Raw genomic sequence first — 22,645 nt, forward strand, 5'->3', positions numbered from 1 at the left:
GGTGGACTCAGGCACGGATCCCCCTGGAGGTCGTGAGGCGGGCGAGGACGACGAGCAGGCCGTCGAGCACGAGGGCCAGGAGCACGACCCCCACGGTGCCGACGAGGGCGTAGTTGAGGGCGTTCGCCCCGCCGATCTGGCTGAGGCCGGTGTAGATGTAGCCGCCGAGGCCGGGGCCCAGGGCGTAGGCGGCGATGGCGGCCACGCCCATCGACATCTGCGTCGAGACGCGCAGTCCGGTGACGATGACCGGCCACGCGAGCGGGAGCCGGACCCGCAGGAGCGACGCGAGCGGGCTCATGCCCATGCCGCGGGCCGACTCGAGGAGGGCGTCGTCGACGCCGTCCAGCCCGACGACGGCGTTCCGCAGGATCGGCAGGGTCGCGTAGAAGGTGACGATGACGATCGACGGTGTGGTGCCGATCCCGACGAGGGGGATGACGAGCCCGAGCAGCGCGAACGAGGGGATCGTCAGGCCGATCGCGCTGACCGTGTTGGCGACCCCGCGCAGCCGCCCCACGCCGACGACGAGCACGGCGAGCAGCAGCGCGACGACGGTGGCCAGCGCCACCGACTGCACGACGAGGCTCGTGTGCTGGAACGCGCGGTAGGCGACGTCCGCCCATCGCTGCGTGAGGAACTCCCACACTCCGCGCCTCGCCTTCCGCGGCCGTGAAGGGCCGACCTCGTCGATTCCTCGGATGTCAACGGATTCCACGCAACCACGGATCGGCGCAGGTGGCGCCACGATCGGTGTCACGAACCGGTCACATCGAACCCGAGATCGACCCCACATCCACCCAGATCGCGAACCACGCCGACAGGGCGAGGCCCCCGACGCGCGCGCGTCGGGGGCCTCGCGTGGACGCGTCGCGTCAGGCGCCCAGGTCGGTGCGCAGCCGGTCGAGCTGGGCCCGTAGCTCCTGCGGGAGCCGCTCGCCGAAGGTGGCGAACCACTCTTCGATGAGGGGCAGCTCGGCCCGCCACTCCTGCGTGTCGACGCGGGTGGCCGCCTCGAGCTGTTCCGGGGTGACGTCGAGACCGTCGACGTCGAGGGCGCCCGGCGCGGGCACCGTCCCGATGGGGGTCCCGACGCCCTCGGCGGTGCCCTCGAGGCGCTCGACGACCCACTTGAGGACGCGGCTGTTCTCGCCGAACCCGGGCCAGGCGAAGCCGCCGTCCGCGTCGCGGCGGAACCAGTTGACGAGGAACACCGCGGGCATCGCGTCGCCGTGCCGCGCGCCGAGGTCGACCCAGTGCCGGAGGTAGTCGCCGGCGTTGTAGCCGATGAACGGGAGCATCGCCATCGGGTCCCGGCGCACGACGCCGACCGCGCCCTTGGCCGCCGCGGTCGTCTCGGACGAGACGGTGGCGCCGATGAAGGTCCCGTGGTTCCAGTCCCGCGCCTGCGTGACCAGGGGCACCGTCGTCTTGCGGCGCCCGCCGAAGAGGATCGCGTCGATCGGCACCCCGTTCGGGTCGTCGAACTCCGGCGCCGCGCACGGCGTCTGCCGGATCGGCGTGCAGAACCGGCTGTTGGGGTGCGCGGCCGGGGTCGACGAGTCCGGGGTCCAGTCGGCGCGGTGCCAGTCGGTCAGGTGCGCCGGCGGCTGCTCGGTCATGCCCTCCCACCACACGTCGCCGTCGTCGGTGAGGGCGACGTTCGTGAAGATCGAGTTGCCCGCCTCGACCGCCTTCATCGCGTTGAGGTTCGTGCCGTAGCCGGTGCCGGGCGCGACCCCGAACAGACCGTTCTCGGGGTTGACGGCGTAGAGGCGTCCGTTGCGGAACCGCATCCACGCGATGTCGTCGCCGACCATCTCGGCCTTCCAGCCGGGGATCGTCGGCTCGATCATCGCGAGGTTGGTCTTGCCGCAGGCGCTCGGGAACGCCGCCGCGACGTAGTGGACTCGGCCCGCGGGGCCGGTGAGCTTGAGGATGAGCATGTGCTCGGCGAGCCAGCCCTCGTCGTGGGCGATCGCCGAGGCGATCCGCAGCGCGTAGCACTTCTTGCCGAGTAGCGCGTTGCCGCCGTAGCCGGAGCCGTAGCTCCAGATCGTGCGCTCCTCCGGGAAGTGGACGATGTACTTCGTCTCGCTGCACGGCCACGGCACGTCGGCCTCACCCTCGGCGAGCGGGGCGCCCACCGAGTGCAGCCCCTTGACGTAGGCGGCGTCGCTCTCCTCCATCTTCTCGAGGACCGGAGCGCCGACGCGCGCCATGATGTGCATCGAGCACACGACGTAGGCCGAGTCGGTGATCTCGACGCCGAACATCGGCACCTGGGCGTCGAGATGACCCATGACGAACGGGATGACGTACATCGTGCGCCCCCGCATGCACCCCGCGTAGAGGTCGCGCATGAGGCCCTTCATCTCTTCCGGGGCCATCCAGTTGTTCGTCGGCCCCGCCCCCGACTCCTCGCGCGTGCAGATGTAGGTGCGGTCCTCGACGCGGGCGACGTCGTCGGGGTCGGAGGCCGCCCAGAAGGAGTTGGGCTTGGCGTCGAGGCGCACGAACGTGCCCGCGTCGACGAGTTCGGAGGTGAGGCGGTCCCACTCCTGCTGCGAGCCGTCGCACCACACGACCCGGTCGGGCGTGGTCAGGGCCGCCGTCTCGGCCACCCACGCGTCGAGCTCGGCGTGGCTCGTGCCACCCGACCCGCTCGCGGCGCGATCGCCGGGCGCCGCCGGCATCGACGGGTTCGTGGTCGTCTCGGTCGCAGTCATCGGAGATGTCCCTTCGCGTGCTCGACAGTGAGTGACGTCGGGGTGGGCGCCGGGTCGTCCCGGGCGCCGACGCGCTCCACGGGGGGTCTCCTGCCGGAGCCGCGACCGGCGCGGCCCGACGCACTACCACTGTTTCCCACCGTACCCGTGCTTTCGCGCAAAAGTTGGGGCCACAGGAAGCGAGCTTGTGATCGCGATCACAAGCGCCGGACACCTGTCCGGACGGCGGGTCAGGGCGCGGGGGTGGGGGCCGCGTCCGCCGCGAGCTCGAGCAGCGCACCGGCGAGCACCGCGGGCCACTGGAGCATGATCATGTGCCGGCCCCGGACGACCTGCACGGTCGGCGCGGGGCCGGGGCCCTCGGCCCAGGTACAGGCCTGGCGACGCTGGTCGCGCACCCACGACGAGACCGCCGCCGGGATCCACGGCAGCCGGGCGACGACGGCGCGGACGGGGATGGCGGGCAGGTCCGCGCGGGTCCGCGATCTCGGTGAGGTCGGGCGTGACCGTCGGTCCGTCCAGGGGCGACCCGTAGCCGGGACGGTCGACGACGAGCACCCGGACCCGGTCGCGCACCGAGAGCGCGACGGCCTCCCAGTCGAACCACGCGCCGCCGAGGCCCGAGACCACGAGGGCGACGGGCCGGTCGTCGGGCCCGTCGGGGCGCGAGCGCGGCACCTCCCACACCGTCAGCGCCCGCTCGCCGCGGCGCACGATGCGCGGCGCGCCCCAGACGGGGTCCTGGTGAGGCACGGCCGGCACCGCCGTCACGACGTCCCCCCGGCGGCGTCCGTGGTGGTGGCGGTGGTGGCGGGGCCGGCGCGGTCCGGCGCGGCGGCGCGCGGTGGCCGGGCGGCGGCGAGCAGCAGCGTCGTCGCCACGAGCAGCGTCTGCAGCCGCTGGGCCCAGCCCAGGGCGTCGAGTCCGACCCGCCCGAGGAGCGGGGTGCCGGACGGGCCGGGCGTGATCGCTGCGACCTCCACGAGCACCCACGCGGTCGTGGCGAGCGAGGCCGCGGCGAGCGCGACGTAGGCCCACGCCACCCCGCGGCGGGGGCGGCGCGTCAGCGTCAGGGCGGCCGCCGCGACGGTCGACGCGAGCGCGCCCGTGGAGGCGATGGACCTCGTCATCGCGTGGAGCGTGTGGTGCAGAGGAACCGCGCCCTGCGTCTCGGCGGCGCTGCACACGGGATCGTGGGTCGGGGTGCAGCTCAGCGGCGCGGCGGCGTCGCCGAGGGTGGCGGCGCCGAAGACGGCGAGGCCGAGCACGGCGACCAGGGTGAGGAGGGTGGGCCGGGTGAGGCGCGTGAGCCGGGCGAGCCCGGCCGGTCGGGCAGGGTCCCGCCGCCCACGGGGAACGGTGGGGCGCAGCCACCACGCGGCGGCCAGGGCCGCGAGCCCGGCCACCGCGTCCGCGGCCCGGAAGGCGACGGCCCACGGCTCGCCGAGCGCGTAGACCTCGCTCACGTACGACGTGCGCGGGTCGAGGCGCGAGCCGGTGAAACCGGCCAGCGTCCACGAGCTGTACGTCACGGCGGCGACGGCGAGGGCGACCCGCGCGGCCACCGGCACCCGCGTGCCCATGCCGGGTGCGACCGTGCTCATCGGGGGCTCATCGAGGGGATCACCGAGGGGCTCATCGGGAGGCTCATCGCGGCTTGACGAACGGGAAGGCGAGGGTGGCGCGGATGTTCTGGCCCGTGAACATCATGACGACCCGGTCGACGCCGATCCCCAGGCCGCCCGTGGGGGCCCCACTGCTCGGTGAGGCCGGGCACGCGCCGGTGGGGACGGGCCAGGGGCGAGACCTCGACGGGGAAGTCGCAGTAGAAGGTCGGCATGACGGTCTGCTTCTCGACGAGCGCCTCGTACAGCTCCTTGACCATGAGGCCGGCCGACGCGTCGAGCGGCACGGCGACGTCGTGCCGCGCACACAGGGCCGCGACCTCCGCCGCCGGCGTCTCCGGCGTGAGCGGTGCCCCGGTCGCCTCCGCGACGGCCTCGTGCAGGGTGCGCACCGGCCACTCGCCCGAGAGGTCCACCTCGGTGTAGCCGCCCTGGCCGTCGGGGCGCAGCGCGATCTCCCGACCGTGCACCGCGCGGGCCATCGCGAGGATGACGCGCCTGGTCAGCTTCCGCATCTCGACGTAGTCGGCGTGCGCGGCGTACGCCTCGACGGACGTGAACTCCGGGTTGTGGGTGGCGTCGGCGCCCTCGTTGCGGAAGTTGCGACCGACCTCGAAGATCCGGTCCATCCCGGCGACCATGAGCCGCTTGAGGAACAGTTCGGGGGCGATCCGCAGGTAGAGGCCCATGTCGTAGGCGTTGATGTGCGTCGTGAACGGGCGGGCCGACGCGCCGCCGTGCACGGACTGCAGCATCGGCGTCTCCACCTCGAGGTACCCCTCCGCGACGAACGCGTCGCGCAGCGCGCGCACGGCCAGGCCGCGGCCCCGCAGCAGGTACACCGCCTCGGGGTGGGTGAGCAGGTCGAGGGTGCGCTGGCGCGTGCGCGCCGACTCGGCGAGGGTCGCGTGCAGCGTCGGCAGCGGGTTGAGGCACGTGGCGGCCATGACCCAGCTCTGCACCGCGACGCTGGGCTCGCCGCTGCGCGACCGGAGCAGCGGACCCGTCACCGACACCTGGTCGCCGAGGTGGACGAAGCGGCGCCACGCGGCGCGCTCGTCGGCCGGCGTGCCGTCGGCCCTGACGAGGGCCTGGATGCGGGCGCCGCCCTCCTCGATCACCGCGAACGAGACGCCGCCGAGGTCGCGCACCGCGCGGACACGCCCGACGACCGAGACGACGTCCCCGACGGCCGGGGTGGACGAGCACCCCGTGCCCGACTGCGGGCCGCTTTCCGGACCGTTCTCCGTCCGGGCCGACGGCGAGGCGAACGCCGCGCGGGCGGCGGCGACGCTCGTGTCGCGGGGCACGGCCACGGGGTAGCCGGTCCGGCCGGTCGCCTCCAGGGCGCGCAGGGCCTCGTGGCGCACGCGCTGCTGTTCGTTGAGCCGGTGCACGGGCGAGGGCGGACGGCACAGCTCCCGCTCCTGCGCGACGACCCGATCGACGAAGTCCGACTCGTGGCGGGGCGGCTGGTTCGCGCCCGGCCGGTCGCCGGAGAGGATCCGCGGGGTGAGCGTCGGGACGAACCCCTCCGCGACCCCCATCGCGAGCCCGGCGCGCGCGATGGTCAGCCCCGGGTCGTAGCAGAGCATCCGGGGCGCCCAGTGCGGGTCGTACTTCGCGTTCGCCTGGTAGAGGCTGTCGAGCTGGTAGTACCGGGACGCGACCCCGAGGGCCCGGTCGAGGAGGCGGGTGACCGGGCCGGCGCCGACCTCGTCGGCCTGGCTGAACACGCGCCGGAAGACGGCGAATTCAGCGACACGCGCCGCAGGCCGAGGCCCTCGGCCGCGTCCATGAGGGCGGCGACCATGAACTCCGTGACGCCGTTCTCGGCGTCGGGGGAGCGGCGCATGACGTCGAGGGAGGCGCCGCGCCGCCCCCAGGGCACGAAGGTGAGCAGCCCGCGGATCGAGCCGTCCGGGGCGACGGCCGTGACGATGAGGCAGCGTCCGTCGGCCGGGTCGCCCAGCCGCCCGAGCGCCATCGAGAAGCCGCGCTCGGTGTCGTTGCCGCGCCACGCGTCGGCGAGGCGGACGACCTCGTCGACCTCCTGCGGCGCCAGGTCGGCGCACCGGCGGACCTGGGCGGTGTACCCGGCGCGGCGCACGCGGGTGACGGCCTGGCGGATCGGCTTCATGTCCCGGCCGGAGAGCGAGAACGAGTCGGCGTCGAGGATCGCCTCGTCGCCGAGGGCGAGGGCCCGCAGCCCGTGCGCGACGTACTCGGTCGACCCGGCGGCGGAGGCCGAGAGGACCGCCGGGTAGCGACCCCGGGTGCGCGCGTCCGCGATCCACGCGGCGACGGCGCCCGGCCACGACTCGCGGTCGCCGATGGGGTCGCCGCTCGCGACGGACACGCTGCCCTGCGTGCGATAGACGACGGCGGCGCGGCGGTCGGGGGAGAAGACGACGGCCCTGTCACGGCGGGTGGCGAAGTAGCCGAGGGAGTCGTCCTCGCCGTCGCGCAGCAGCAGCGCCCGCAGCTCCAGATCCTCGTCGGCGCTGAGGTGGGAGCTGTGGCGCTGGGCGCGCCAGAGGACCGCGAAGGCCCAGAGCAGGGCGGCGGCCGACATGAGGCCCGCGAGGGTGAAGATCCAGGCGTGCCCGAGGTGCCCGTTGAAACCGGAGTCGTCGTACCCCGCGAGGTCACCGAACGTCGCGAGCAGCGACCAGAGGGCCTTCTCCTGAAGACCAACGAGCGTGCGAGGGAACGCGAGCGCGAGCAGGAGGGTGATCACGTAGGAGGTGGCGAGCCCGCCCACGAGCACCGCGAGCGCCGCCGGATCGGCCCGGCGATGGCGAGCAGCAGGACCGCCGAGAAGAGGCTGGGCCCGACGGGCACGGCGAGCCCGTCGAAGACGATCGTCACGAGGCGCCCGAACGCCGTGTCGAACAGCCACAGCGAGAGCAGCGACCAGATCGCGCCCGCCACGAGGACGTGCGCGATCCACGTCACGGCGGCCTCGCGACGCCGATCCGGCGCCGGCTGCGGGGCTCCCCGACGCTGAGGGTCCGCCTCGGGGGAGGGCGGCCCGTCCTGCCGGCCGTCCTCGGACACCGACCCGTGGCGAGGGCCGCGGCCGGGAGCCCGGCCGGGCACGGTCGCGATGCTCGATCCCATTTCGTCCACGCTACTTCTGCTCGAGGCGGTCGGGGTGCGGGTCGGTGGCCGTGTCGTCGTCGGCGTCGGTGGCGCCGGTGGCGTGGTCGGGGACCGGGGCGAGGGGTGGGCCGGGGGGCTCGGCATCACGCTCGGTGATCGGGCTCGGAGCCGCTGCGGCGCGGCCATCCCGCTCGAGGTAGGCGTCGCGCACCTGCAGGCCGTGGACGACCTCGTCGAGCAGCGGGTCGACGAAGTTCTGCCGGTGGCTGCGATCGCTGCTCGCCGACGCGACGAAGTTCAGGCCCGAGAACCCCGCGAGGATCATCGCCACCTGCACGAGCGTCAGGCTCACCGGGAGCTGCCCCAGCACGCCGTCGAACCGGTTGAGCGGGGCCTGCGTCCATGCCTTGGCGGTCGCCTCCGGGATGGAGAGCGAGCCGAAGGCGACGAGGAAGGCGAACACGAGGACCATGAACAGGCCCATCTGCATGAGCGTGACGAGCACCGGCACGAGCAGCAGGTTGACGCGTTCGGCCCGGCGCAGCGGCGGCACGGTCTGCTCCGAGCCGTCGCGGTCGTGCTCGGCGAGCACGTCGGTCAGCTCGTCGCGGGTGGTCACGGTGACGAGCGCGGCGGCGAGGACGACGAACACGGCGACCGCCGCCCACGTGCGGCCGACGGACAGGGCGATGGCGATCTGCCAGATCTCGGCGTTGTAGAAGGTGAACAGCAGCGCGAGCATGACGACCGGCAACGCCCGGGAGGTCATGGGCGCCAGGGTCGACAGCTCCCGCAGCACCCGCCGCGACGACCACATCACGAGCGTGCCCACTCCGAGGTACGTCGCGCCGAGCAGACCCGCGACGACGAGCGGGCCACCGACGAGCGCGAGGCCACGCATCTCCGGCGCGGCGGCCGCGGCCGGCGCCACGAGCAGCCCGACGCCGAGGAGCACACCGATCCCCGTGCCGACCGGCCGGGGCAACCGCCGCACGACCGCGCCGACGAGCCACGCGGTGAGCGGCGCGAGCAGGGCGACGCCCAGCCAGACGAGGGCGGAGACGATGAGGGCCAGGTTCGTCTCGACCTGGTCGGAGCTCGTCTCGATCTGCTCGACCTGCCGGCTGAGGTGGTCGAAGGCAGCGAGGCCCACGGCCGCCTGGAGCGCTCCCGCCAACGGCGCGGCCGTGCGGCGCCAGAGGGACCGCCGGCGCACGCGCCTCGACCATGAGCGGCAACCCGAGGCCGCGGAGCCGGTCCTGGAAGGCGCGCGCGTCGTCGTGCGTCACACCGGCGTCCACGCGCACGGTCCTCCGTCCTGCCGTCCTGCCGTCCTGCCGTCCTCGGCCTGGTCTCGGTCTCGGTCGGGCCGGGTCTCGATCGGCCTTCCCCATCGGCACGATCGACCGGATTCCTCACGTCCTGTGCACAACAGGCGCTCCGATTGGTCACAGCGGCGGAGAGATCCGTGCCCGCCGGGCCCCCCGATCCGGGGGCCCGGACGGGAGGCGCCCACCGATTTCACCTTCGCCCCGGGGAGCTGTAAAGTGAGCATCCGTCGCCGACGTGCGACAAGCACCCGTAGCTCAACGGATAGAGCATCTGACTACGGATCAGAAGGTTTGGGGTTCGAATCCCTACGGGTGCGCTCGCGGTGAACGGCCGGTCCTCGGACCGGCCGTTTCGCATGTGCGCCTTGATCATCCGTCCGGGCTCGCGGCCGGGCAACCCCCACGATGATCTCGCCGATCGGGCCCGCCCGCAGCGGTCCGGGCCGGCGGGACGCAGACCTTACCCTGGGGGCATGGCGGAACTGAGCGGGTTGACGATCGCGATCAACGCCGGCGACAACACCGAGGTCCTCGACTTCTACACCCTCGTGTTCGACCGTGGCCCCGACACCGCACCCCTCGACGACTTCCTCGAGTGGGAGGTCTGCCGCGGCACCTGGCTCCAGATCTCGACGGGCCACGACCGGCCGGGGGCGAACAACGCCCGGGTGCGCTTCGAGTGCGACGACATCGACTCGGCCTCCGCGCGGCTGCACGAGGCCGGCGTCCCGCTGGGCGAGGTGGTCACCGTCCCCGATGTCGTCGCCTTCCTCAACTTCTCGGACAACTGGGGCAACGCGCTCGGCTTCTACCAGCTGCTCACGCCGCGCCGGACGCTCTCGGAGGAGGATCGCCGCGAGCAGGAGCGTGAGTTCGAGGCCCGCCGGCGCGAGGCCGAGGGGGAGCAGGCCGAGGCGGCCGGCCCCGAGGCCGCCGACGACGATCGCCTGCCGCCCGTCCCCGACGACGGCTCCGTGCCCGGGCAGACCGGCCCCACCGGGCCCGGCGGGTCGACGCCGTCGCACTGACCCCCGACGCCCCGCCCCACGGCGGGCGAGGCGGGGTCGGCCCTCAGGGGCGGTTCCACCACCCGGTCGTGTCGTCGCGGAAGTCGGTGACGGGGGAGTCGGCCGTGCCGTCGCCGGGCTCCCGCGGCGCCGGGGTCCCCCCGCGGTAGAGGCTCTCGCCGGGGTGGGCCGCGAACAGCGACGTGCCCTCGTCCTCGTGCTCCCGGTGCTCGTTCCGGTCGCGGTGATCGCGGTCCCGCCACTCGTGCTGCTCCCGGTCGCGGGGGTCGTGGTCGTGCGGGTCATCGTGGTCTCGACGGTCGTGTCGGCCGTGACGGTCGGGGTTCTCGTGCTCCTCCTCGGAGCGGCGGCGGGACTGCTCCGACACCTGCACGTCTCCCTCGTCGATCGCCTCGCCCGGCGCGAGACCCGTGAAGCGCATGAACCGTTGCCGCAGGCTCGCCCGGCGGGCGGGATCCGGCTCCTGCTCCACCTCGGCCTCGTACTCGGAGTACTCGGTGCCCTCGTCGACGTCGTCGTCGCCCTCGCGGTGGAAGATCTGCCCGATCATCGCCCGGTAGGTCTGGTCGGGGTGCGGGACGAACCCGATGCGCGAGAGGGCCTGGTCGGTGCCGGCGCTCTCGAGGACGAACGTGCCGTAACCGAGCAGGCGGCCGGGGATGCTGCGGTGATAGGTCATGTCGGTGACCTTGCCCAGGGGCATCATGTCGACCTTGCGCACGATGAACCCGTACACGAGCAGGAGCCGGCGGTCGGTGGCGATGAACCACTCCCGGCGCCACTCGATGAGCATCCACAGCGCGCGGCCGAGCAGGACGACCCAGGCGCACCACGCGAACGTCGCGACCTCGGTCAGGGCCTCGTCGGCGCCGACGGCGAACCAGATGACCGCGACGAGCGCGAGCGACGTCGTGACCATGGGCTCCGCGACGGCGCCCCAGTGCCGGTGGACGGCGACGACGATCCGCTCGCCCTTGAGGAGGTAGCGCTCGAGCTGGTCGGTGTTCCGCTCCGGCACGACGCGCCCGCGCTCAGCGCCCGAGGATGCGGTCGAAGAAGATGCCGATCGAGCTGAACCCGTTGACGATGATCTCCCAGACCGTGACGACGAGGTCGGCCGCCTGGTCCGGGTTCGTGAAGATCGCGTAGATCACGAAGATCCAGAAGATCCACGTGAGGATCTTCTTCACCGTGTGGGGCATGGAACTCCTTGTGTGCGCGAGCAACCGGATCGGGACGACAGGTCGGAGCCATCGAACCACACGCCGGGCCGCGGGCCGGGACGCCGGGCCGGAACGCGCCAGAGCGGCCCTCGCGCAACGCGGCGGCCGCGGCGCCCTTGCCCGGGCCCGCGGGCGCGTGATCGCATGACCATGCCCCCGGACCGCCTCGGACCCGCCGACGAGCTCTCGATGCTGCGGACCACCGCCCGCGACCTGGTGCGCCGGGCCCCGGTCACGACGACCACGGCGGCCTCGATCCGCGACGCGGCCCGCGTCATGGCCGGGCGGGACGTGTCGTCGGTCGTCATCCTCAACGCCTCGCGCGTGGTCGGCATCGTCACCGACCGTGACCTGCGCCGGCACGTCGTCGCGACGGGGTTGGACCCGGCCGACTCGGTCGTCTCGATCATGACCGCGGGTCCCCTCACCGTCGACGTCGACGCCCGCGCGTTCGAGGTCATGCTCGCCATGATGGACGCGCGGATCCACCACCTGCCGGTCGTCGACTCCGGCCGGCTCGTCGGCGTCGTCACGAGTTCCGATCTGGGCCGCTTCGAGGACGCCGATCCCGTGCACCTCGTGCGCGACATCGGCTCCCGCGCCGACCCGGCCGGCGTCGCGTCGGCCTGCGCCCGGATGCCCTCGATCGTCGACCGGCTCGCCCGCCGCGGCGCGGGCGCCGACGACCTCGGGCGCGTCGTCACGGCCATCGCGGACGCCGCGACGACCCGCGCCGTCCAGCTCGCCGCCGCCGGGACGGGCCTGGCTCCCGACGCCTTCTGCTGGGTCGCGCTCGGCGCCCACGGCCGCGGTGAGCTCACCCTCGACGGCCGGCAGGACAACGCGCTCGTCCTCGCCGACGGCCAGGACGAGCAGCGGGCCCGGGACGTCGCCGCGCAGGTCGTCGACACCCTGCTGGCGTGCGGGTTCCCGGCCGGCCTCGTCGCCACGACGGATCCGGGGCCCTCGACCGCCGCGGAGTGGCGCGGCCGGGTGCGCGCCGGCCTGGAGGGAGAGTCGGCGCGGGGCCTGCCGCCGGAGCTGTTCGACGCGCGTCGCGTCGTCGGCGACCCGGTGCTCTACGACGCGGTGTTCGGTTCGGCGCGCCGGGTCGCGGTCACCACCAACGGCTTCGCCCGGGAGCTCGTCGACGCCACCCTGCGGCGGGTCGACGAGCTCGCGGGCGCGATCGCGGCGGTCGACGATCGCGACGTCGACGGTCCTGCGCTGCGGACGGCCGGTGCGATCCGGGACGTCGCCCGGGCGTTCGCCCTCGAGGGTGGGTCGGCGCGGGTGCCCACCCCGGCGCGGCTCGCCGACGCGGTCGAGCTCGGGGCGATCGACGCCGGCTCCGCCGGGGCGTTGTCGTCCGCCTACTCGGTGCTCGCGCAGGCGGGGGTGCGGATGGACGTCATGCGCGTCCCCCCGACGCCGGCCGACGCGGCCGCCGTGCGCAGCGCCTGCTCCGCGGCCGGCCACGTGGCCCGCGACCTGCGGGCGTCCGTGGCCCAGCCGACCCCGCCGACTCATCCGCCCACGCCGCCGTCGCCCCCCACGGCCCCGTCTCCCGCGAGGGTCGCCGAGGCGCTGTCCTGATGGTGCTGCGTTCCCTCGTGCTGTTCGCGCTGGCCGCCCTCGCCGAGATCGGGGGCGCCTGGCTCGTCTGGCAGGGCGTCCGCGAACACCGGGGTCTGCTCTGGGTGGGCGCGGGCGTCGTCGCGCTCGGCCTCTACGGGTTCGTCGCCACGCTGCAGCCCGACGCGAACTTCGGGCGCATCCTCGCCGCGTACGGCGGGGTGTTCGTCGCGGGATCGCTCCTGTGGGGCATGGTCGTCGACGGGTTCCGCCCCGACCGCTGGGACGTCACGGGCGCCCTCGTCTGCCTGGCGGGGGTCGCCGTCATCATGTACGCCCCGCGGACCTGAGGATCAGACGACGCCGTACAGGCGGTCGCCCGCGTCGCCGAGCCCCGGCACGATGTAGCCGTTCTCGTCGAGCTTCTCGTCGATGGCGCCGAGCACGAGGGTGACGGGCACGTCGACGTCCGCGAGGCGCTCCTCCAGGTGGGCGATGCCCTCCGGCGCACCGAGCAGACAGACGGCCGTGATGTCGTCCGCGCCCTTGCCCACGAGGTAGTCGATGGCCATGACGAGGGTGTGGCCCGTGGCGAGCATCGGGTCGACGATGTAGCACTGGCGACCCGAGAGGTTGTCGGGGAGGCGGTTCGCGTACGCGCTGACCTCGAGCGTCGCCTCGTCGCGCACCATCCCGAGGAAGCCGACCTCGGCGGTGGGCAGGAGCCGCACCATCCCCTCGAGCATCCCGAGGCCCGCGCGCAGGATCGGCACGATGAGCGGCTTGGGCGTCGACAGCTTGATGCCCTGGGTGGGGGCGACGGGGGTACGGATGTCGAACGGCTCGACGCGCACCTCGCGGGTCGCCTCGTAGGCGAGCAGGGTCACGAGCTCCTCCGCGAGGCGGCGGAAGGTGGGGGAGTCCGTCCTCTCGTCGCGCAGGTAGGTGAGCTTGTGGTTGATGAGCGGGTGGTCGGCCACGAGGACGCGCATGGGTGAAACTTAGCCCGTGAGCGACGCGGACAAGCCCAGCGCCTCACCGGGGGCCCGGGAGGAGGCGCCGATCGGCCTGTCGGGCGAGGCGCCGGTCGAGGGTCCCGGCGGGCCGGAGCGGGGCGAGGCCGACGGGCCGGGCGCCCCCGGCGAGGCGACCGAGGCGCCCGTCGTCCACGGCTACCGCGGGTTGCCCGTCTCCGCTGCGGACGTCGCTCTCGTCGATCGCGCCCTCGCGCTCGCCGGCCGGTGCGCCGCCTCGGGGGACGTGCCCGTGGGCGCGGTCGTCGTCGGTCCCGACGGCGCGACGTGGGGCGACGGGTACAACCGGCGGGAGGCCGACGGCGACCCGTGCGCGCACGCCGAGATCCTCGCGCTGCGTGAGGCCGCCGCGGCGCGCGGCGGGTGGCGCCTCGACGGCGCGACCCTGGCCGTCACCCTCGAGCCGTGCCCCATGTGCGCCGGCGCCCTGGTGCAGGCCCGCGTCGCCCGCGTCGTGTTCGGGGCGTGGGACGACAAGGCCGGGGCCTGCGGTTCCGTCTGGGATCTCGTGCGCGACCGCCGGGCCCTGCACCGCCTCGAGGTCGTCGGCGGGGTGCGCGAGGACGAATGCGTCGCCGTGCTCCGCGACTTCTTCTCCGCCCGCCGCGCGCCCGGCCGCGGGTGAGCCGTCGCCGATTTCGCCCGGCCCCGGACGCGCCTGTACCCTGATCCGCGGTGGCGTGTCCGAGCGGCCGAAGGAGCACGCCTCGAAAGCGTGTGAGGGGGCAACTCCTCCGTGGGTTCAAATCCCACCGCCACCGCCGCACAGGCCCCGTTCTCGCGTCTCGACCGTGAGGACGGGGCCTTCTGCTGTCCTGGGACGCGCCGTTCGTCGGCGGTGGCCCGACCCCGGCGACGATCGGCCGACCGGCGACGACCGCGGCGCGGACCCCGCTCCAGGACGCGCGGCGTCCGGCACGTGGGGCGCTCCTACGCTGGCGCACGGCAGGGCGTCCGGCGGGGGCTTGGAGGAGGGGCCCGTCGGCGAGGCGGGTGGTCGTGGGCGTCGAGGCGCCCCCGGGCGGAACACTGCAGGGGCGTGAGAGGTTGGGGCGGACGTAGGTCACCCGCAACGGAAGGACTCCCCCCGTGACGACATCCCCCACGCTGACGTTCCACGACGGACACACGATCCCGCAGCTCGGGTACGGCGTCTGGCAGGTCGAGGACGACGTCGCCGAGAAGGTCGTCGGCCTCGCCCTCGACGCCGGCTACCGCCACATCGACACCGCCGCCGTGTACGGCAACGAGGCGGGCGTGGGCCGTGCGCTGAAGAACAACGACGTCGCCCGCGAGGACGTCTTCGTCACCACCAAGCTGTGGAACTCGGAGCAGGGCTACGACTCGACGCTCAAGGCGTTCGACGCGTCGATGGCCAAGCTCGGGATCGACACGCTCGACATGTACCTCATCCACTGGGCCATGCCCCGGGAGAAGACGTACGTCGACACGTGGAAGGCGTTCGTCGAGCTGCAGAAGCAGGGGCGCGTCACGTCGATCGGCGTCTCGAACTTCCCCGAGGAGCAGCTCGAGCACCTCATCTCCGAGACGGGCGTCGTGCCCGTCATGCACCAGATCGAGCTGTCGCCCTATCTCACGCAGGAGCGCCTGCGCGAGGTCGACGCGAAGCACGACATCCTCACGCAGGCGTGGTCGCCGCTCGGGTCCGGAAAGGGCCTGCTCGACGACGCCACGCTCGCGAAGATCGCGCAGAAGCACGGCGCGACGCCGGCGCAGGTCGTCCTCGCGTGGCACCTCGCGATCGGCAACGTCGTCATTCCCAAGTCGGTCACGCCCGAGCGCATCGTCGAGAACTACGGCGCGCTCGACGTCACGCTCGACGACGAGGACGTCGCCGCGATCAGCGGCCTCGACCGCGGTGAGCGCACCGGCCCCGACCCGGCCGAGTTCCACCACAAGGGCTGACCCGCCCGTCTCGTTCCGCCCGCGTCCCGGACCTCCGGGGCGCGGGCGGTCCGCGTTTCGGGCCCGTAAAACCTCCCGGAGTCAGTGGTGAGGCGGGTCGAACGTGTGTAGCCTCCGATTGTCGACAATAGGACCAGCAGGCCCGCGACGGCATCGGGCCCACCGGAGCGCGGCCCGGCACCCGGGCCGCACGTCGCGTGACCGACTCCAGCGAGGAGACAGACATGGGCTCGACTTCCCCCACGGCCGACACGAAAGACGTAGACCCGGCCGTCCTCAAACGCGCCATCGGCGCCTCGGCGATGGGTAACGCCGTCGAGTGGTTCGACTACGGCATCTACGCCTACGGCGCCACGGTCATCGCCCGGGTGCTGTTCCCGGACGACACCGAGGCCGTCATCTGGACCCTGCTCGCCTTCGCGGTCTCGTTCGTCATGCGGCCCCTCGGCGGAATCTTCTGGGGCCCGCTCGGCGACAAGATCGGCCGCAAGAAGGTCCTCGCCATGACGATCATCCTCATGGCCGGGGCCACCTTCTGCGTCGGACTGCTCCCCAGCTACTCCTCGGTCGGCATCCTCGCCCCGATCCTCCTGTACGCCCTGCGCATGATCCAGGGATTCTCGACGGGCGGCGAATACGGCGGCGCGGCGACCTTCATGGCCGAGTACGCGCCCGACAACCGGCGCGGGTTCTTCGGCAGCTTCCTCGAGTTCGGCACCCTCGCCGGCTTCAACCTCGGCGCCCTGCTCATGGTCGGCCTGACGACGTTCCTCAGTGACGACCAGCTCATCTCGTGGGGCTGGCGCGTGCCCTTCCTCATCGCCGGCCCGCTCGGCCTCGTCGGCATGTACCTGCGCAGCAAGATTGAGGACACCCCGGTCTTCCGCGAGATCGAGAAGCAGCAGGAGGCCGTCGACGAGAAGGTCACCGACAAGTTCAAGGACCTGCTGACCACGTACCTGCCGGTCATGCTGCGCCTGTCCGGTCTCGTCATCGCGCTCAACGTCGTCAACTACACGCTGCTCTCGTACATGCCGACCTACCTCGAGGGCGCGATCGGCCTGAGCAAGACGGGTTCGCTGTGGGTGCCGATCATCGGCCAGTTCGCGATGATGGCGATCCTGCCGTTCGTCGGCGGGTTGTCCGACAAGGTCGGACGCAAGCCCATGTGGCTCGCCTCGCTCATCGCGCTCATCGTGTTGACGATCCCGATGTACCACTTCATGTCGCAGGGTTTCCCCCAGGCGATCATCGCCTTCGCCGTCCTGGGCCTGCTGTACACGCCCCAGCTCGCGACGATCTCGGCGACGTTCCCCGCGATGTTTCCGACCCACGTGCGTTACGCGGGCCTGGCGCTCGGGTACAACGTCGCGACGTCGCTGTTCGGTGGCACCGCGCCCGCGGCGAACGAGGCGCTCATCTCCGCGACCGGGGACAATATGTGGCCCGCCTACTACATGGTGGGGGCGTGCGTCGTCGGCCTCGTCGCGGCGTTCACGATGATCGAGACGAAGGGCGAGTCGCTGCGGGGAACCGAGCTGCCCGGCACCGACGAGGCCCACGCCGAGCAGGCCGCCCTGTCCCGCGCGACCTGATCGGACCGCGGCCGCCGGTGCGGTCACGACGAGGCCCGCCACCCCCTCGGGGGCGGCGGGCCTCGACGTGTGCGGGGACGCCTGCGGCCGCGTCAGCTCAGGACGGCGTCGACCGACTCGCGCCAGACGCCGGCCGCCTCGTCGACGAGCGCCTCGTCGACGACGAGAGCCGGGATGAACCGGACGACCTGGCCCCACGGGCCGCATGTGAGCAGCAGCAGGCCCCGCTTCGCCGCCTCCTGCTGGACCGCCGTGGCCAGCGTGCCGTCGGGGTTGCCGTCGCCGTCACGGAACTCGTTGCCGATCATCAGCCCGAGCCCGCGGACGTCGGTGATGCGGGAGTGGTCGGTGGCGACCTTCTCGAGGGCGGCCTTGAGCTGGTCGCCGCGGGCGGCCGAGTTCTCGACGAGCTTCTCGTCCTTGATGACGTCGAGCGTCGCGATCGCGGCGGCGCAGGCCACCGCGTTGGCGCCGTAGGTGCCGCCCTGGCTGCCGGGCCACGCCTTGGCCATGATCTCGGGCTTGGCGGCGATCGCCGAGATGGGGAAGCCGGAGGCGATGCCCTTGGCCGTCATGATGACGTCGGGCTTCGCGTCGAAGTGGTCGCCGCCCCAGAACTTGCCGGTGCGGCCCCAGCCCGTCTGCACCTCGTCGAGGACGAAGACGATGCCGTGCTTGTCGGCGCGCTCGCGCAGGCCGTCGAAGAACCGCTTGTTGCCGGGGACGTACCCGCCCTCGCCGAGCACGGGCTCGACGAGGAACGCCGCCGTGTCCTGCGGCGAGGAGATGGTCTGCAGCGTGTAGTCGAGCTGCTTGAGCGCGAAGTCGGTCGTCTCCTCCTCGCTCCAGCCGAAGTGGTTCGGGTCGGGGAACGGGGAGACGTACACGCCGGCCATGAGCGGGGAGAAGCCCGAGCGGTACTTGGTGCCGGACGTCGTCATCGACGCGGCGGCCACGGTCCGGCCGTGGAACCCGCCGTGGAAGACGATGACGTTGGGGCGGCCCGTGGCCTGGCGGGCGAGGCGCAGCGCGGCCTCGGCGGCCTCGGAACCGGAGTTGGCGAAGAACACGCTCTCCAGGCCGCTCGGGAGCACCTCCGAGAGCCGCTCGGTGAGCGTGAGCAGCGGCTCGTGCTTGATCGTCGTGTACTGGCCGTGGATGAGCTTGCCGACCTGCTCCTGCGCCGCGGCGACGACCTTGGGGTGGCAGTGTCCCGTGCTCGTGACGCCGATCCCGGACGTGAAGTCGAGGTAGCGACGACCCTCCTTGTCGAACAGGAGCGCGCCTTCTCCGCGCTCCGCGACGACGCCGGTGGCCTGCTTGAGGGCGGGGGACAGTTCAGCCATGGATCCTCCTCGGTAGATTGTCGACAATCAGCCTAGGGCAGGACGTCGACCCGGGACAGGGGGGAGGTGGGGGACGTCCGCCGGCCGGTCCCGCGCCCCTGCCGGTCGTCGCATCGCGGTGGCAGGATCGGGTAGCAGGACGACAGACACGACGTACGACTTCCAGGAGAGGACTGATCCGCCCATGAGCGACACCGTGGTCGAGAGCGTCAAGAAGCAGCTGTTCATCGGGGGTGAGTGGGTCGACGCCGCCGGCGGCGCGACGTTCGACGTGCTGGATCCGGCCACCGGGCAGGTCCTGTGCGCCGTCGCCGATGCCTCGCCGGAGGACGCCCGCGCCGCGCTCGACGCCGCCGTGGCCGCGCAGGCCGGGTTCGCGGCGACGTCGCCGCGGGAGCGCGCCGACATCCTCACCCGCGCCTTCGAGCTGCTGCACGAGCGGGCCGACGACCTCGCCCGCCTCATGACGCTCGAGATGGGCAAGCCGCTGGCCGAGGCCAGGGGCGAGATCATCTACGCCGCGGAGTTCTTCCGCCACTTCGCGGCCGAGGCGGTCCGCATCGACGGGGGATACGCCACGGCGCCCGCCGGCAACGCGCGCTTTCTCGTGACGAAGCAGCCCGTCGGCCCGTGCATCCTCATCACGCCGTGGAACTTCCCGATGGCGATGGGCACCCGCAAGCTCGGTCCCGCCATCGCCGCGGGCTGCGCGAGCGTCATCAAGCCGGCGCACCAGACGCCGCTGTCGATGCTCGCCCTCATGGAGATCCTCGCCGAGGCCGGGCTGCCGGCCGGCGTGGTCAACTGCGTGAGCGCCATGCGGTCCGGCGAGACGATGGAGCCGCTCATCCGCTCCGGGCTCGCGCGCAAGCTGTCGTTCACGGGCTCGACGAAGGTGGGCAAGATCCTCCTCGAGCAGTGCGCCGAGAAGGTCATGCGCACGTCGATGGAGCTGGGCGGCAACGCGCCGTTCGTCGTCTTCGAGGACGCCGACCTCGACGAGGCCGTCGCCGGCGCGATGGCGGCCAAGATGCGGAACATGGGCGAGGCGTGCACCGCCGCCAACCGCATCTACGTGCACTCCTCCGTCATCGACGAGTTCGGGTCGAAGCTGTCGGCGAAGATGGCCGAGCTCACCGTGGGGCCCGGCCTCGAGCCCGACACGAAGGTCGGTCCGCTCATCGACGACGCCGCCCAGGCGAAGGTGCGCGAGCTCGTCGACGACGCCGTGGGCCAGGGCGCCACCGTCCTCACCGGCGGGTCGGCGCCGCAGGGCGAGGGCTTCTTCTTCACCCCGACGGTGCTCACCGGCGTGCCTCAGAGCGCCCGGATGGCGCACGAGGAGATCTTCGGCCCCGTCGCGCCCCTCACCCCGTTCGAGACCGAGGACGAGGCGGTCCGCCTCGCCAACGACACCGAGTTCGGGCTCGTCGCCTACGTCTTCACCAACGACCTGCGGCGCGGGATCCGCGTCGCCGAGGCGATCGAGACCGGCATGGTCGGCCTCAACCAGGGCGTCGTGTCCAACCCGGCTGCCCCGTTCGGCGGGGTCAAGGAGTCGGGCCTCGGCCGCGAGGGCGGCAGCATCGGCATCGACGAGTTCCTCGAGGTGAAGTACGTCGGCATCCAGATGTGAGCCACGCCCGACGCAGGACCGGGCCGCCCCCGCATCGGGGGCGGCCCGGTCCGCTCGGGCGGGCGCCTGAGTGTGATCAGGCTCGACCGGCCCCCGATCGGCGCTCGGACACGGCGAACTGGGGAAACCTCATGGCCGTCGACAACAGGCCGGGTGTCACCCCCTCGCCCTCCCCGCGTTTGCGCATCGCGACGACCTTCACAGCCGCCTCGAAGGGCGTGTAGGCGGGGGTCGATCCGTTCCTGCCCTGCCGATCCGTCGAGTCGAACCCGGGCTGCGGGATCAGGTGTCCTGTCATGGCAACCACCTCACTCTCCGGTGCCATTGTCGGACGCGGTCGGAGAGCGTGGCAACCGGCGGGTGGTCGCGGCTGCGTTCGATGATGGCCTCGATCATCGTGGCCTCCTCGGCGTCTGCGAAGCGACTGTTGATGAGCTCGAACAGGTATGCCTCGCCGATGTGACGTTCGCGAGGATCCGAGCTCGCGTAGCGGTCCAGGGCCCACTGAAGTCGGGACCACCACTTCTCGTGGCGTGCGTCCTCAGCGTGGCGCCGGGACTCGTCGGATGCCGAGGTCGCCCGTTGACGGAGCCCGGCCCGGGCGGCGCTCCATGCGATGAGAGCGGCCAGAAGTGCGCCGAGTCCGCCTGCGCCGGACGAGTGCACGAATCCGTCGAGCCACGACAGGACAGAGGTCACGACTCGAAGACGGGACGGGTGTGCGCCGTCGCGTAGGTCGGGGCGACCGGCGACCATGCCGGAAGTGCGCGGATCGGTCCGGATGACATGAACCGACGGTAGTGGGCCGCACCGACAGGATGGAGGTCGAGGCGAGCCCTGCCACACCGAGCGCTCGGGTGGCTCTGTCGTGAGCACACGCGGCATGCCTGCGGGGTGGTCGAGTCCGCCGGATCGCGCGGCGCGGCCGGACGACCCTCGGCGGGGAGGGCGGGGGGCCGTAACATTGTCGACAATCGCGCGAAAGGACGTGCCCATGGCCACCGTCGGTCTGCTCTATCCGGGTCACAGCGCCGAGGACGACTTCGGCGTCCTGGAGTCCGAGGACACGCGCCTGCCGGTGGCCGTCACGTCGGTGGGCGAGGACGCGCACCGCGTCGATGCGCTGCTCGACCTCGGCGGGCCCGACCGGCTCGCCGAGGGCGCCCGCGAGCTGGCCGGGCATCGGCCCGACGCCGTCGTGTGGGCGTGCACGTCGGGCAGCTTCGTCTTCGGCTGGGACGGGGCGCACGAGCAGGTGGAACGGCTCGCCGAGGCCACCGGGGTGCCCACGTCGTCGACCTCCCTCGCGTTCGTCGAGGCGGCCCGGGCCCTCGGGCTGAGCCGCGTCGCCGTGGCCGCGTCCTACCCGCGCGACGTCGCCGAGCGCTTCGTCGCGTTGCTCGAGCGCGGCGGGATCGAGGTCACGGCGATGGGCAGCCACGGCATCGTCACCGCCGCGGAGGTCGGGACCCTGGGCCGGGAACAGGTCGAGGCGATCGTCGCCGGGGCCGACGTGACGGGCGGCGCGCAGGCGGTCCTCGTCCCGGACACGGCCATGCACACCCTGTCGTGGTTGCCGGAGCTCGAGGTGGCGGCCGGCCTGCCCGTCCTCACGGCCAACCAGGTCACCGCGTGGCACGGGCTGCGGCTCGCCGGCGACACGACGCCCCGGCCCGGGTTCGGGGCCCTCTTCGCGGGCGCGGCCGTCCCGTCGGGGGCGGCCTGATGGCCGGCCCCGGCGAGGCGGGCCGACTCGCCGCCGGCGGGGTCGCCGGGGCCGCGCGCCTCGCGGCGGCCGGCGCCGACGCGATGCGCACCGCCCTCACCCCCGTCGTCCAGGAGTCGACCCCGAGCATGATCGCCCGCCGCGTGCGGGAGGCCATCGGCGACGGCGAGTTCGCCCCCGGCGCCCAGCTCGGCGAGGCCGACCTCGCCAAGCGCCTCGGCGTGAGCCGCGGCCCCCTGCGCGAGGGCCTGCAGCGGCTCACGCAGGAGGGGCTGCTCATCTCCCTCCGCAACCGGGGGCTGTTCGTCGTCGAGATGAACCCCGCCAACGTCGCCGACATGTACCTCGCCCGCGAGGCGGTGGAGCGCGCGGCGGCCGCTCAGGTGCACCGGCGCGGCCCGGAGGAGGCCGCCGCGGTGCTCCTCGAGGTCGTCGCGCGGATGCGGGCGGCCGCCGACGCCGGGCGGGCGGGCGAGGTGGGCGAGGTCGACATCGCGTTCCACGAGGCGCTCGTCGCGCTGGCCCGCAGCGCGCGCCTCAGCCGCACCCACGAGACCCTCATCACCGAGACCCGCATGTGCATCCACGCCCTCGAGCGGGCGTACGAGTCGCTCGACGAGCGCGTCGCCGAGCACGAGGCCATCGCGCGCTCGTTCCTCGCCGGCGACGCGCAGGCGACCGACCGCCTCGTCGTCGAGCACATGCGCGACGCCGTACGGCGCCTCACCGCCGCCTGAACCGTTCTCGGCCGGGGACGACGGGCCGT

At 73.1% G+C, this 22,645-nt stretch carries 21 protein-coding genes, 2 tRNA genes and 1 pseudogene; 11 read left to right on the forward strand and 13 right to left on the reverse strand.

Annotation, left to right across the window (positions count from 1 at the left end):
• Nucleotides 1-7: 7 nt before the first annotated feature.
• The 8 genes and pseudogenes from ICW24_RS12175 to ICW24_RS12210 form a co-directional block, all read right to left on the reverse strand.
• The gene (locus ICW24_RS12175; RefSeq protein WP_226345981.1) at nt 8-649 is read right to left on the reverse strand and encodes an ABC transporter permease; all 642 of its coding nucleotides are present in this window, start codon (nt 647-649) and stop codon (nt 8-10) included.
• A 226-nt stretch (nt 650-875) separates the two neighbouring features.
• A complete protein-coding gene (locus ICW24_RS12180; RefSeq protein WP_226346023.1) occupies nt 876-2,696 on the reverse strand; it encodes a phosphoenolpyruvate carboxykinase (GTP) in 1,821 nt (606 codons plus the stop codon).
• Nucleotides 2,697-2,959: 263 nt separating this feature from the next.
• Nucleotides 2,960-3,127: a hypothetical protein gene (locus ICW24_RS12185; protein ID WP_226345982.1), complete on the reverse strand. Its 168-nt coding sequence runs from the start codon at nt 3,125-3,127 to the stop codon at nt 2,960-2,962.
• Between the two features lie 369 nt (nt 3,128-3,496).
• Nucleotides 3,497-4,333, reverse strand: a complete 837-nt coding sequence (locus tag ICW24_RS12190) for a DUF998 domain-containing protein (RefSeq protein WP_226345983.1) — start codon at nt 4,331-4,333, stop codon at nt 3,497-3,499.
• A 43-nt stretch (nt 4,334-4,376) separates the two neighbouring features.
• Complete coding sequence (locus tag ICW24_RS19940) at nt 4,377-4,439, reverse strand: hypothetical protein (protein ID WP_372360589.1); 63 nt, start codon at nt 4,437-4,439, stop codon at nt 4,377-4,379.
• Nucleotides 4,440-4,566: 127 nt separating this feature from the next.
• Nucleotides 4,567-7,124 (reverse strand): annotated as a pseudogene (gene lysX, locus ICW24_RS19950) (bifunctional lysylphosphatidylglycerol synthetase/lysine--tRNA ligase LysX); the annotation flags it as partial.
• The gene (locus ICW24_RS19735) at nt 7,091-7,477 is read right to left on the reverse strand and encodes a hypothetical protein (RefSeq protein WP_226345984.1); all 387 of its coding nucleotides are present in this window, start codon (nt 7,475-7,477) and stop codon (nt 7,091-7,093) included. The pseudogene lysX and the gene ICW24_RS19735, both read right to left, overlap by 34 nt.
• Nucleotides 7,478-7,487: 10 nt before the next feature.
• Complete coding sequence (locus tag ICW24_RS12210) at nt 7,488-8,675, reverse strand: hypothetical protein (RefSeq protein WP_226345985.1); 1,188 nt, start codon at nt 8,673-8,675, stop codon at nt 7,488-7,490.
• A 359-nt stretch (nt 8,676-9,034) separates the two neighbouring features.
• On the opposite strand from ICW24_RS12210, the gene ICW24_RS12215 reads away from it, so the two are divergent.
• Nucleotides 9,035-9,107: transfer RNA gene (locus ICW24_RS12215), tRNA-Arg, on the forward strand.
• 156 nt (nt 9,108-9,263) lie between these two features.
• Nucleotides 9,264-9,818, forward strand: a complete 555-nt coding sequence (locus ICW24_RS12220; RefSeq protein ID WP_226345986.1) for a VOC family protein — start codon at nt 9,264-9,266, stop codon at nt 9,816-9,818.
• Between the two features lie 43 nt (nt 9,819-9,861).
• On the opposite strand, the gene ICW24_RS12225 is transcribed toward ICW24_RS12220, so the two are convergent.
• Together ICW24_RS12225 and ICW24_RS12230 are read right to left on the reverse strand one after the other, a co-directional pair.
• A complete protein-coding gene (locus ICW24_RS12225; protein WP_226345987.1) occupies nt 9,862-10,836 on the reverse strand; it encodes a PH domain-containing protein in 975 nt (324 codons plus the stop codon).
• A gap of 13 nt (nt 10,837-10,849) precedes the next feature.
• A complete protein-coding gene (locus ICW24_RS12230) occupies nt 10,850-11,020 on the reverse strand; it encodes a hypothetical protein (RefSeq protein WP_226345988.1) in 171 nt (56 codons plus the stop codon).
• Between the two features lie 165 nt (nt 11,021-11,185).
• On the opposite strand from ICW24_RS12230, the gene ICW24_RS12235 reads away from it, so the two are divergent.
• On the forward strand, nt 11,186-12,637 hold the full coding sequence (locus ICW24_RS12235; protein ID WP_226345989.1) for a DUF294 nucleotidyltransferase-like domain-containing protein: 1,452 nt from the start codon (nt 11,186-11,188) through the stop codon (nt 12,635-12,637).
• Nucleotides 12,634-12,966 (forward strand): YnfA family protein, encoded by a 333-nt coding sequence (locus ICW24_RS12240; protein WP_226346025.1) that lies wholly within the window; start codon nt 12,634-12,636, stop codon nt 12,964-12,966. Before ICW24_RS12235 ends, ICW24_RS12240 begins: the two co-directional genes overlap by 4 nt.
• A 3-nt stretch (nt 12,967-12,969) precedes the next feature.
• On the opposite strand, the gene upp is transcribed toward ICW24_RS12240, so the two are convergent.
• Nucleotides 12,970-13,608, reverse strand: coding sequence for a uracil phosphoribosyltransferase (gene upp / locus ICW24_RS12245; RefSeq protein WP_226345990.1), 639 nt, complete (start codon nt 13,606-13,608; stop codon nt 12,970-12,972).
• Between the two features lie 190 nt (nt 13,609-13,798).
• On the opposite strand from upp, the gene ICW24_RS12250 reads away from it, so the two are divergent.
• The 4 genes from ICW24_RS12250 to ICW24_RS12265 all read left to right on the forward strand — a co-directional run bounded on the left by ICW24_RS12250 (nt 13,799) and on the right by ICW24_RS12265 (nt 17,171).
• The gene (locus ICW24_RS12250; protein WP_226346026.1) at nt 13,799-14,275 is read left to right on the forward strand and encodes a nucleoside deaminase; all 477 of its coding nucleotides are present in this window, start codon (nt 13,799-13,801) and stop codon (nt 14,273-14,275) included.
• A gap of 49 nt (nt 14,276-14,324) precedes the next feature.
• Nucleotides 14,325-14,411 (forward strand) — tRNA-Ser (locus tag ICW24_RS12255).
• 328 nt (nt 14,412-14,739) lie between these two features.
• Entirely contained in the window at nt 14,740-15,576 is an 837-nt protein-coding gene (locus tag ICW24_RS12260) for an aldo/keto reductase (protein WP_226345991.1), read from the forward strand.
• Nucleotides 15,577-15,800: 224 nt separating this feature from the next.
• The gene (locus tag ICW24_RS12265; protein WP_226345992.1) at nt 15,801-17,171 is read left to right on the forward strand and encodes an MFS transporter; all 1,371 of its coding nucleotides are present in this window, start codon (nt 15,801-15,803) and stop codon (nt 17,169-17,171) included.
• A gap of 92 nt (nt 17,172-17,263) precedes the next feature.
• Here ICW24_RS12265 and ICW24_RS12270 read toward each other — a convergent pair whose 3' ends face one another.
• The gene (locus tag ICW24_RS12270; protein WP_226345993.1) at nt 17,264-18,517 is read right to left on the reverse strand and encodes an aspartate aminotransferase family protein; all 1,254 of its coding nucleotides are present in this window, start codon (nt 18,515-18,517) and stop codon (nt 17,264-17,266) included.
• Between the two features lie 184 nt (nt 18,518-18,701).
• Between ICW24_RS12270 and ICW24_RS12275 the strand changes: the two genes are divergently transcribed.
• Entirely contained in the window at nt 18,702-20,153 is a 1,452-nt protein-coding gene (locus ICW24_RS12275) for an NAD-dependent succinate-semialdehyde dehydrogenase (RefSeq protein WP_226345994.1), read from the forward strand.
• 294 nt (nt 20,154-20,447) lie between these two features.
• On the opposite strand, the gene ICW24_RS12280 is transcribed toward ICW24_RS12275, so the two are convergent.
• The gene (locus tag ICW24_RS12280; RefSeq protein WP_226345995.1) at nt 20,448-20,852 is read right to left on the reverse strand and encodes a hypothetical protein; all 405 of its coding nucleotides are present in this window, start codon (nt 20,850-20,852) and stop codon (nt 20,448-20,450) included.
• Nucleotides 20,853-21,147: 295 nt separating this feature from the next.
• On the opposite strand from ICW24_RS12280, the gene ICW24_RS12285 reads away from it, so the two are divergent.
• Nucleotides 21,148-21,879, forward strand: a complete 732-nt coding sequence (locus ICW24_RS12285) for a maleate cis-trans isomerase family protein (protein ID WP_226345996.1) — start codon at nt 21,148-21,150, stop codon at nt 21,877-21,879.
• Nucleotides 21,879-22,616, forward strand: coding sequence for a GntR family transcriptional regulator (locus ICW24_RS12290; RefSeq protein ID WP_307781338.1), 738 nt, complete (start codon nt 21,879-21,881; stop codon nt 22,614-22,616). Before ICW24_RS12285 ends, ICW24_RS12290 begins: the two co-directional genes overlap by 1 nt.
• The last annotated feature ends 29 nt before the right edge of the window (nt 22,617-22,645 follow it).

The organism is Agilicoccus flavus (assembly GCF_014857905.1).
Classification (GTDB): domain Bacteria; phylum Actinomycetota; class Actinomycetes; order Actinomycetales; family Dermatophilaceae; genus Agilicoccus; species Agilicoccus flavus.

Coding starts and splice junctions, on each gene's coding strand:
- ICW24_RS12270 (WP_226345993.1), bottom strand. CDS start 18,517: ATGGCTGAACTGTCCCCCGCCCTCAAGCAGGCCACCGGCGTCGTCGCG.
- ICW24_RS12180 (WP_226346023.1), bottom strand. CDS start 2,696: ATGCCGGCGGCGCCCGGCGATCGCGCCGCGAGCGGGTCGGGTGGCACG.
- ICW24_RS12285 (WP_226345996.1), top strand. CDS start 21,148: ATGGCCACCGTCGGTCTGCTCTATCCGGGTCACAGCGCCGAGGACGAC.
- ICW24_RS19735 (WP_226345984.1), bottom strand. CDS start 7,477: ATGGGATCGAGCATCGCGACCGTGCCCGGCCGGGCTCCCGGCCGCGGC.
- upp (WP_226345990.1), bottom strand. CDS start 13,608: ATGCGCGTCCTCGTGGCCGACCACCCGCTCATCAACCACAAGCTCACC.
- ICW24_RS12230 (WP_226345988.1), bottom strand. CDS start 11,020: ATGCCCCACACGGTGAAGAAGATCCTCACGTGGATCTTCTGGATCTTC.
- ICW24_RS12290 (WP_307781338.1), top strand. CDS start 21,879: ATGGCCGGCCCCGGCGAGGCGGGCCGACTCGCCGCCGGCGGGGTCGCC.
- ICW24_RS12265 (WP_226345992.1), top strand. CDS start 15,801: ATGGGCTCGACTTCCCCCACGGCCGACACGAAAGACGTAGACCCGGCC.
- ICW24_RS12190 (WP_226345983.1), bottom strand. CDS start 4,333: ATGAGCACGGTCGCACCCGGCATGGGCACGCGGGTGCCGGTGGCCGCG.
- ICW24_RS12275 (WP_226345994.1), top strand. CDS start 18,702: ATGAGCGACACCGTGGTCGAGAGCGTCAAGAAGCAGCTGTTCATCGGG.
- ICW24_RS12220 (WP_226345986.1), top strand. CDS start 9,264: ATGGCGGAACTGAGCGGGTTGACGATCGCGATCAACGCCGGCGACAAC.
- ICW24_RS12235 (WP_226345989.1), top strand. CDS start 11,186: ATGACCATGCCCCCGGACCGCCTCGGACCCGCCGACGAGCTCTCGATG.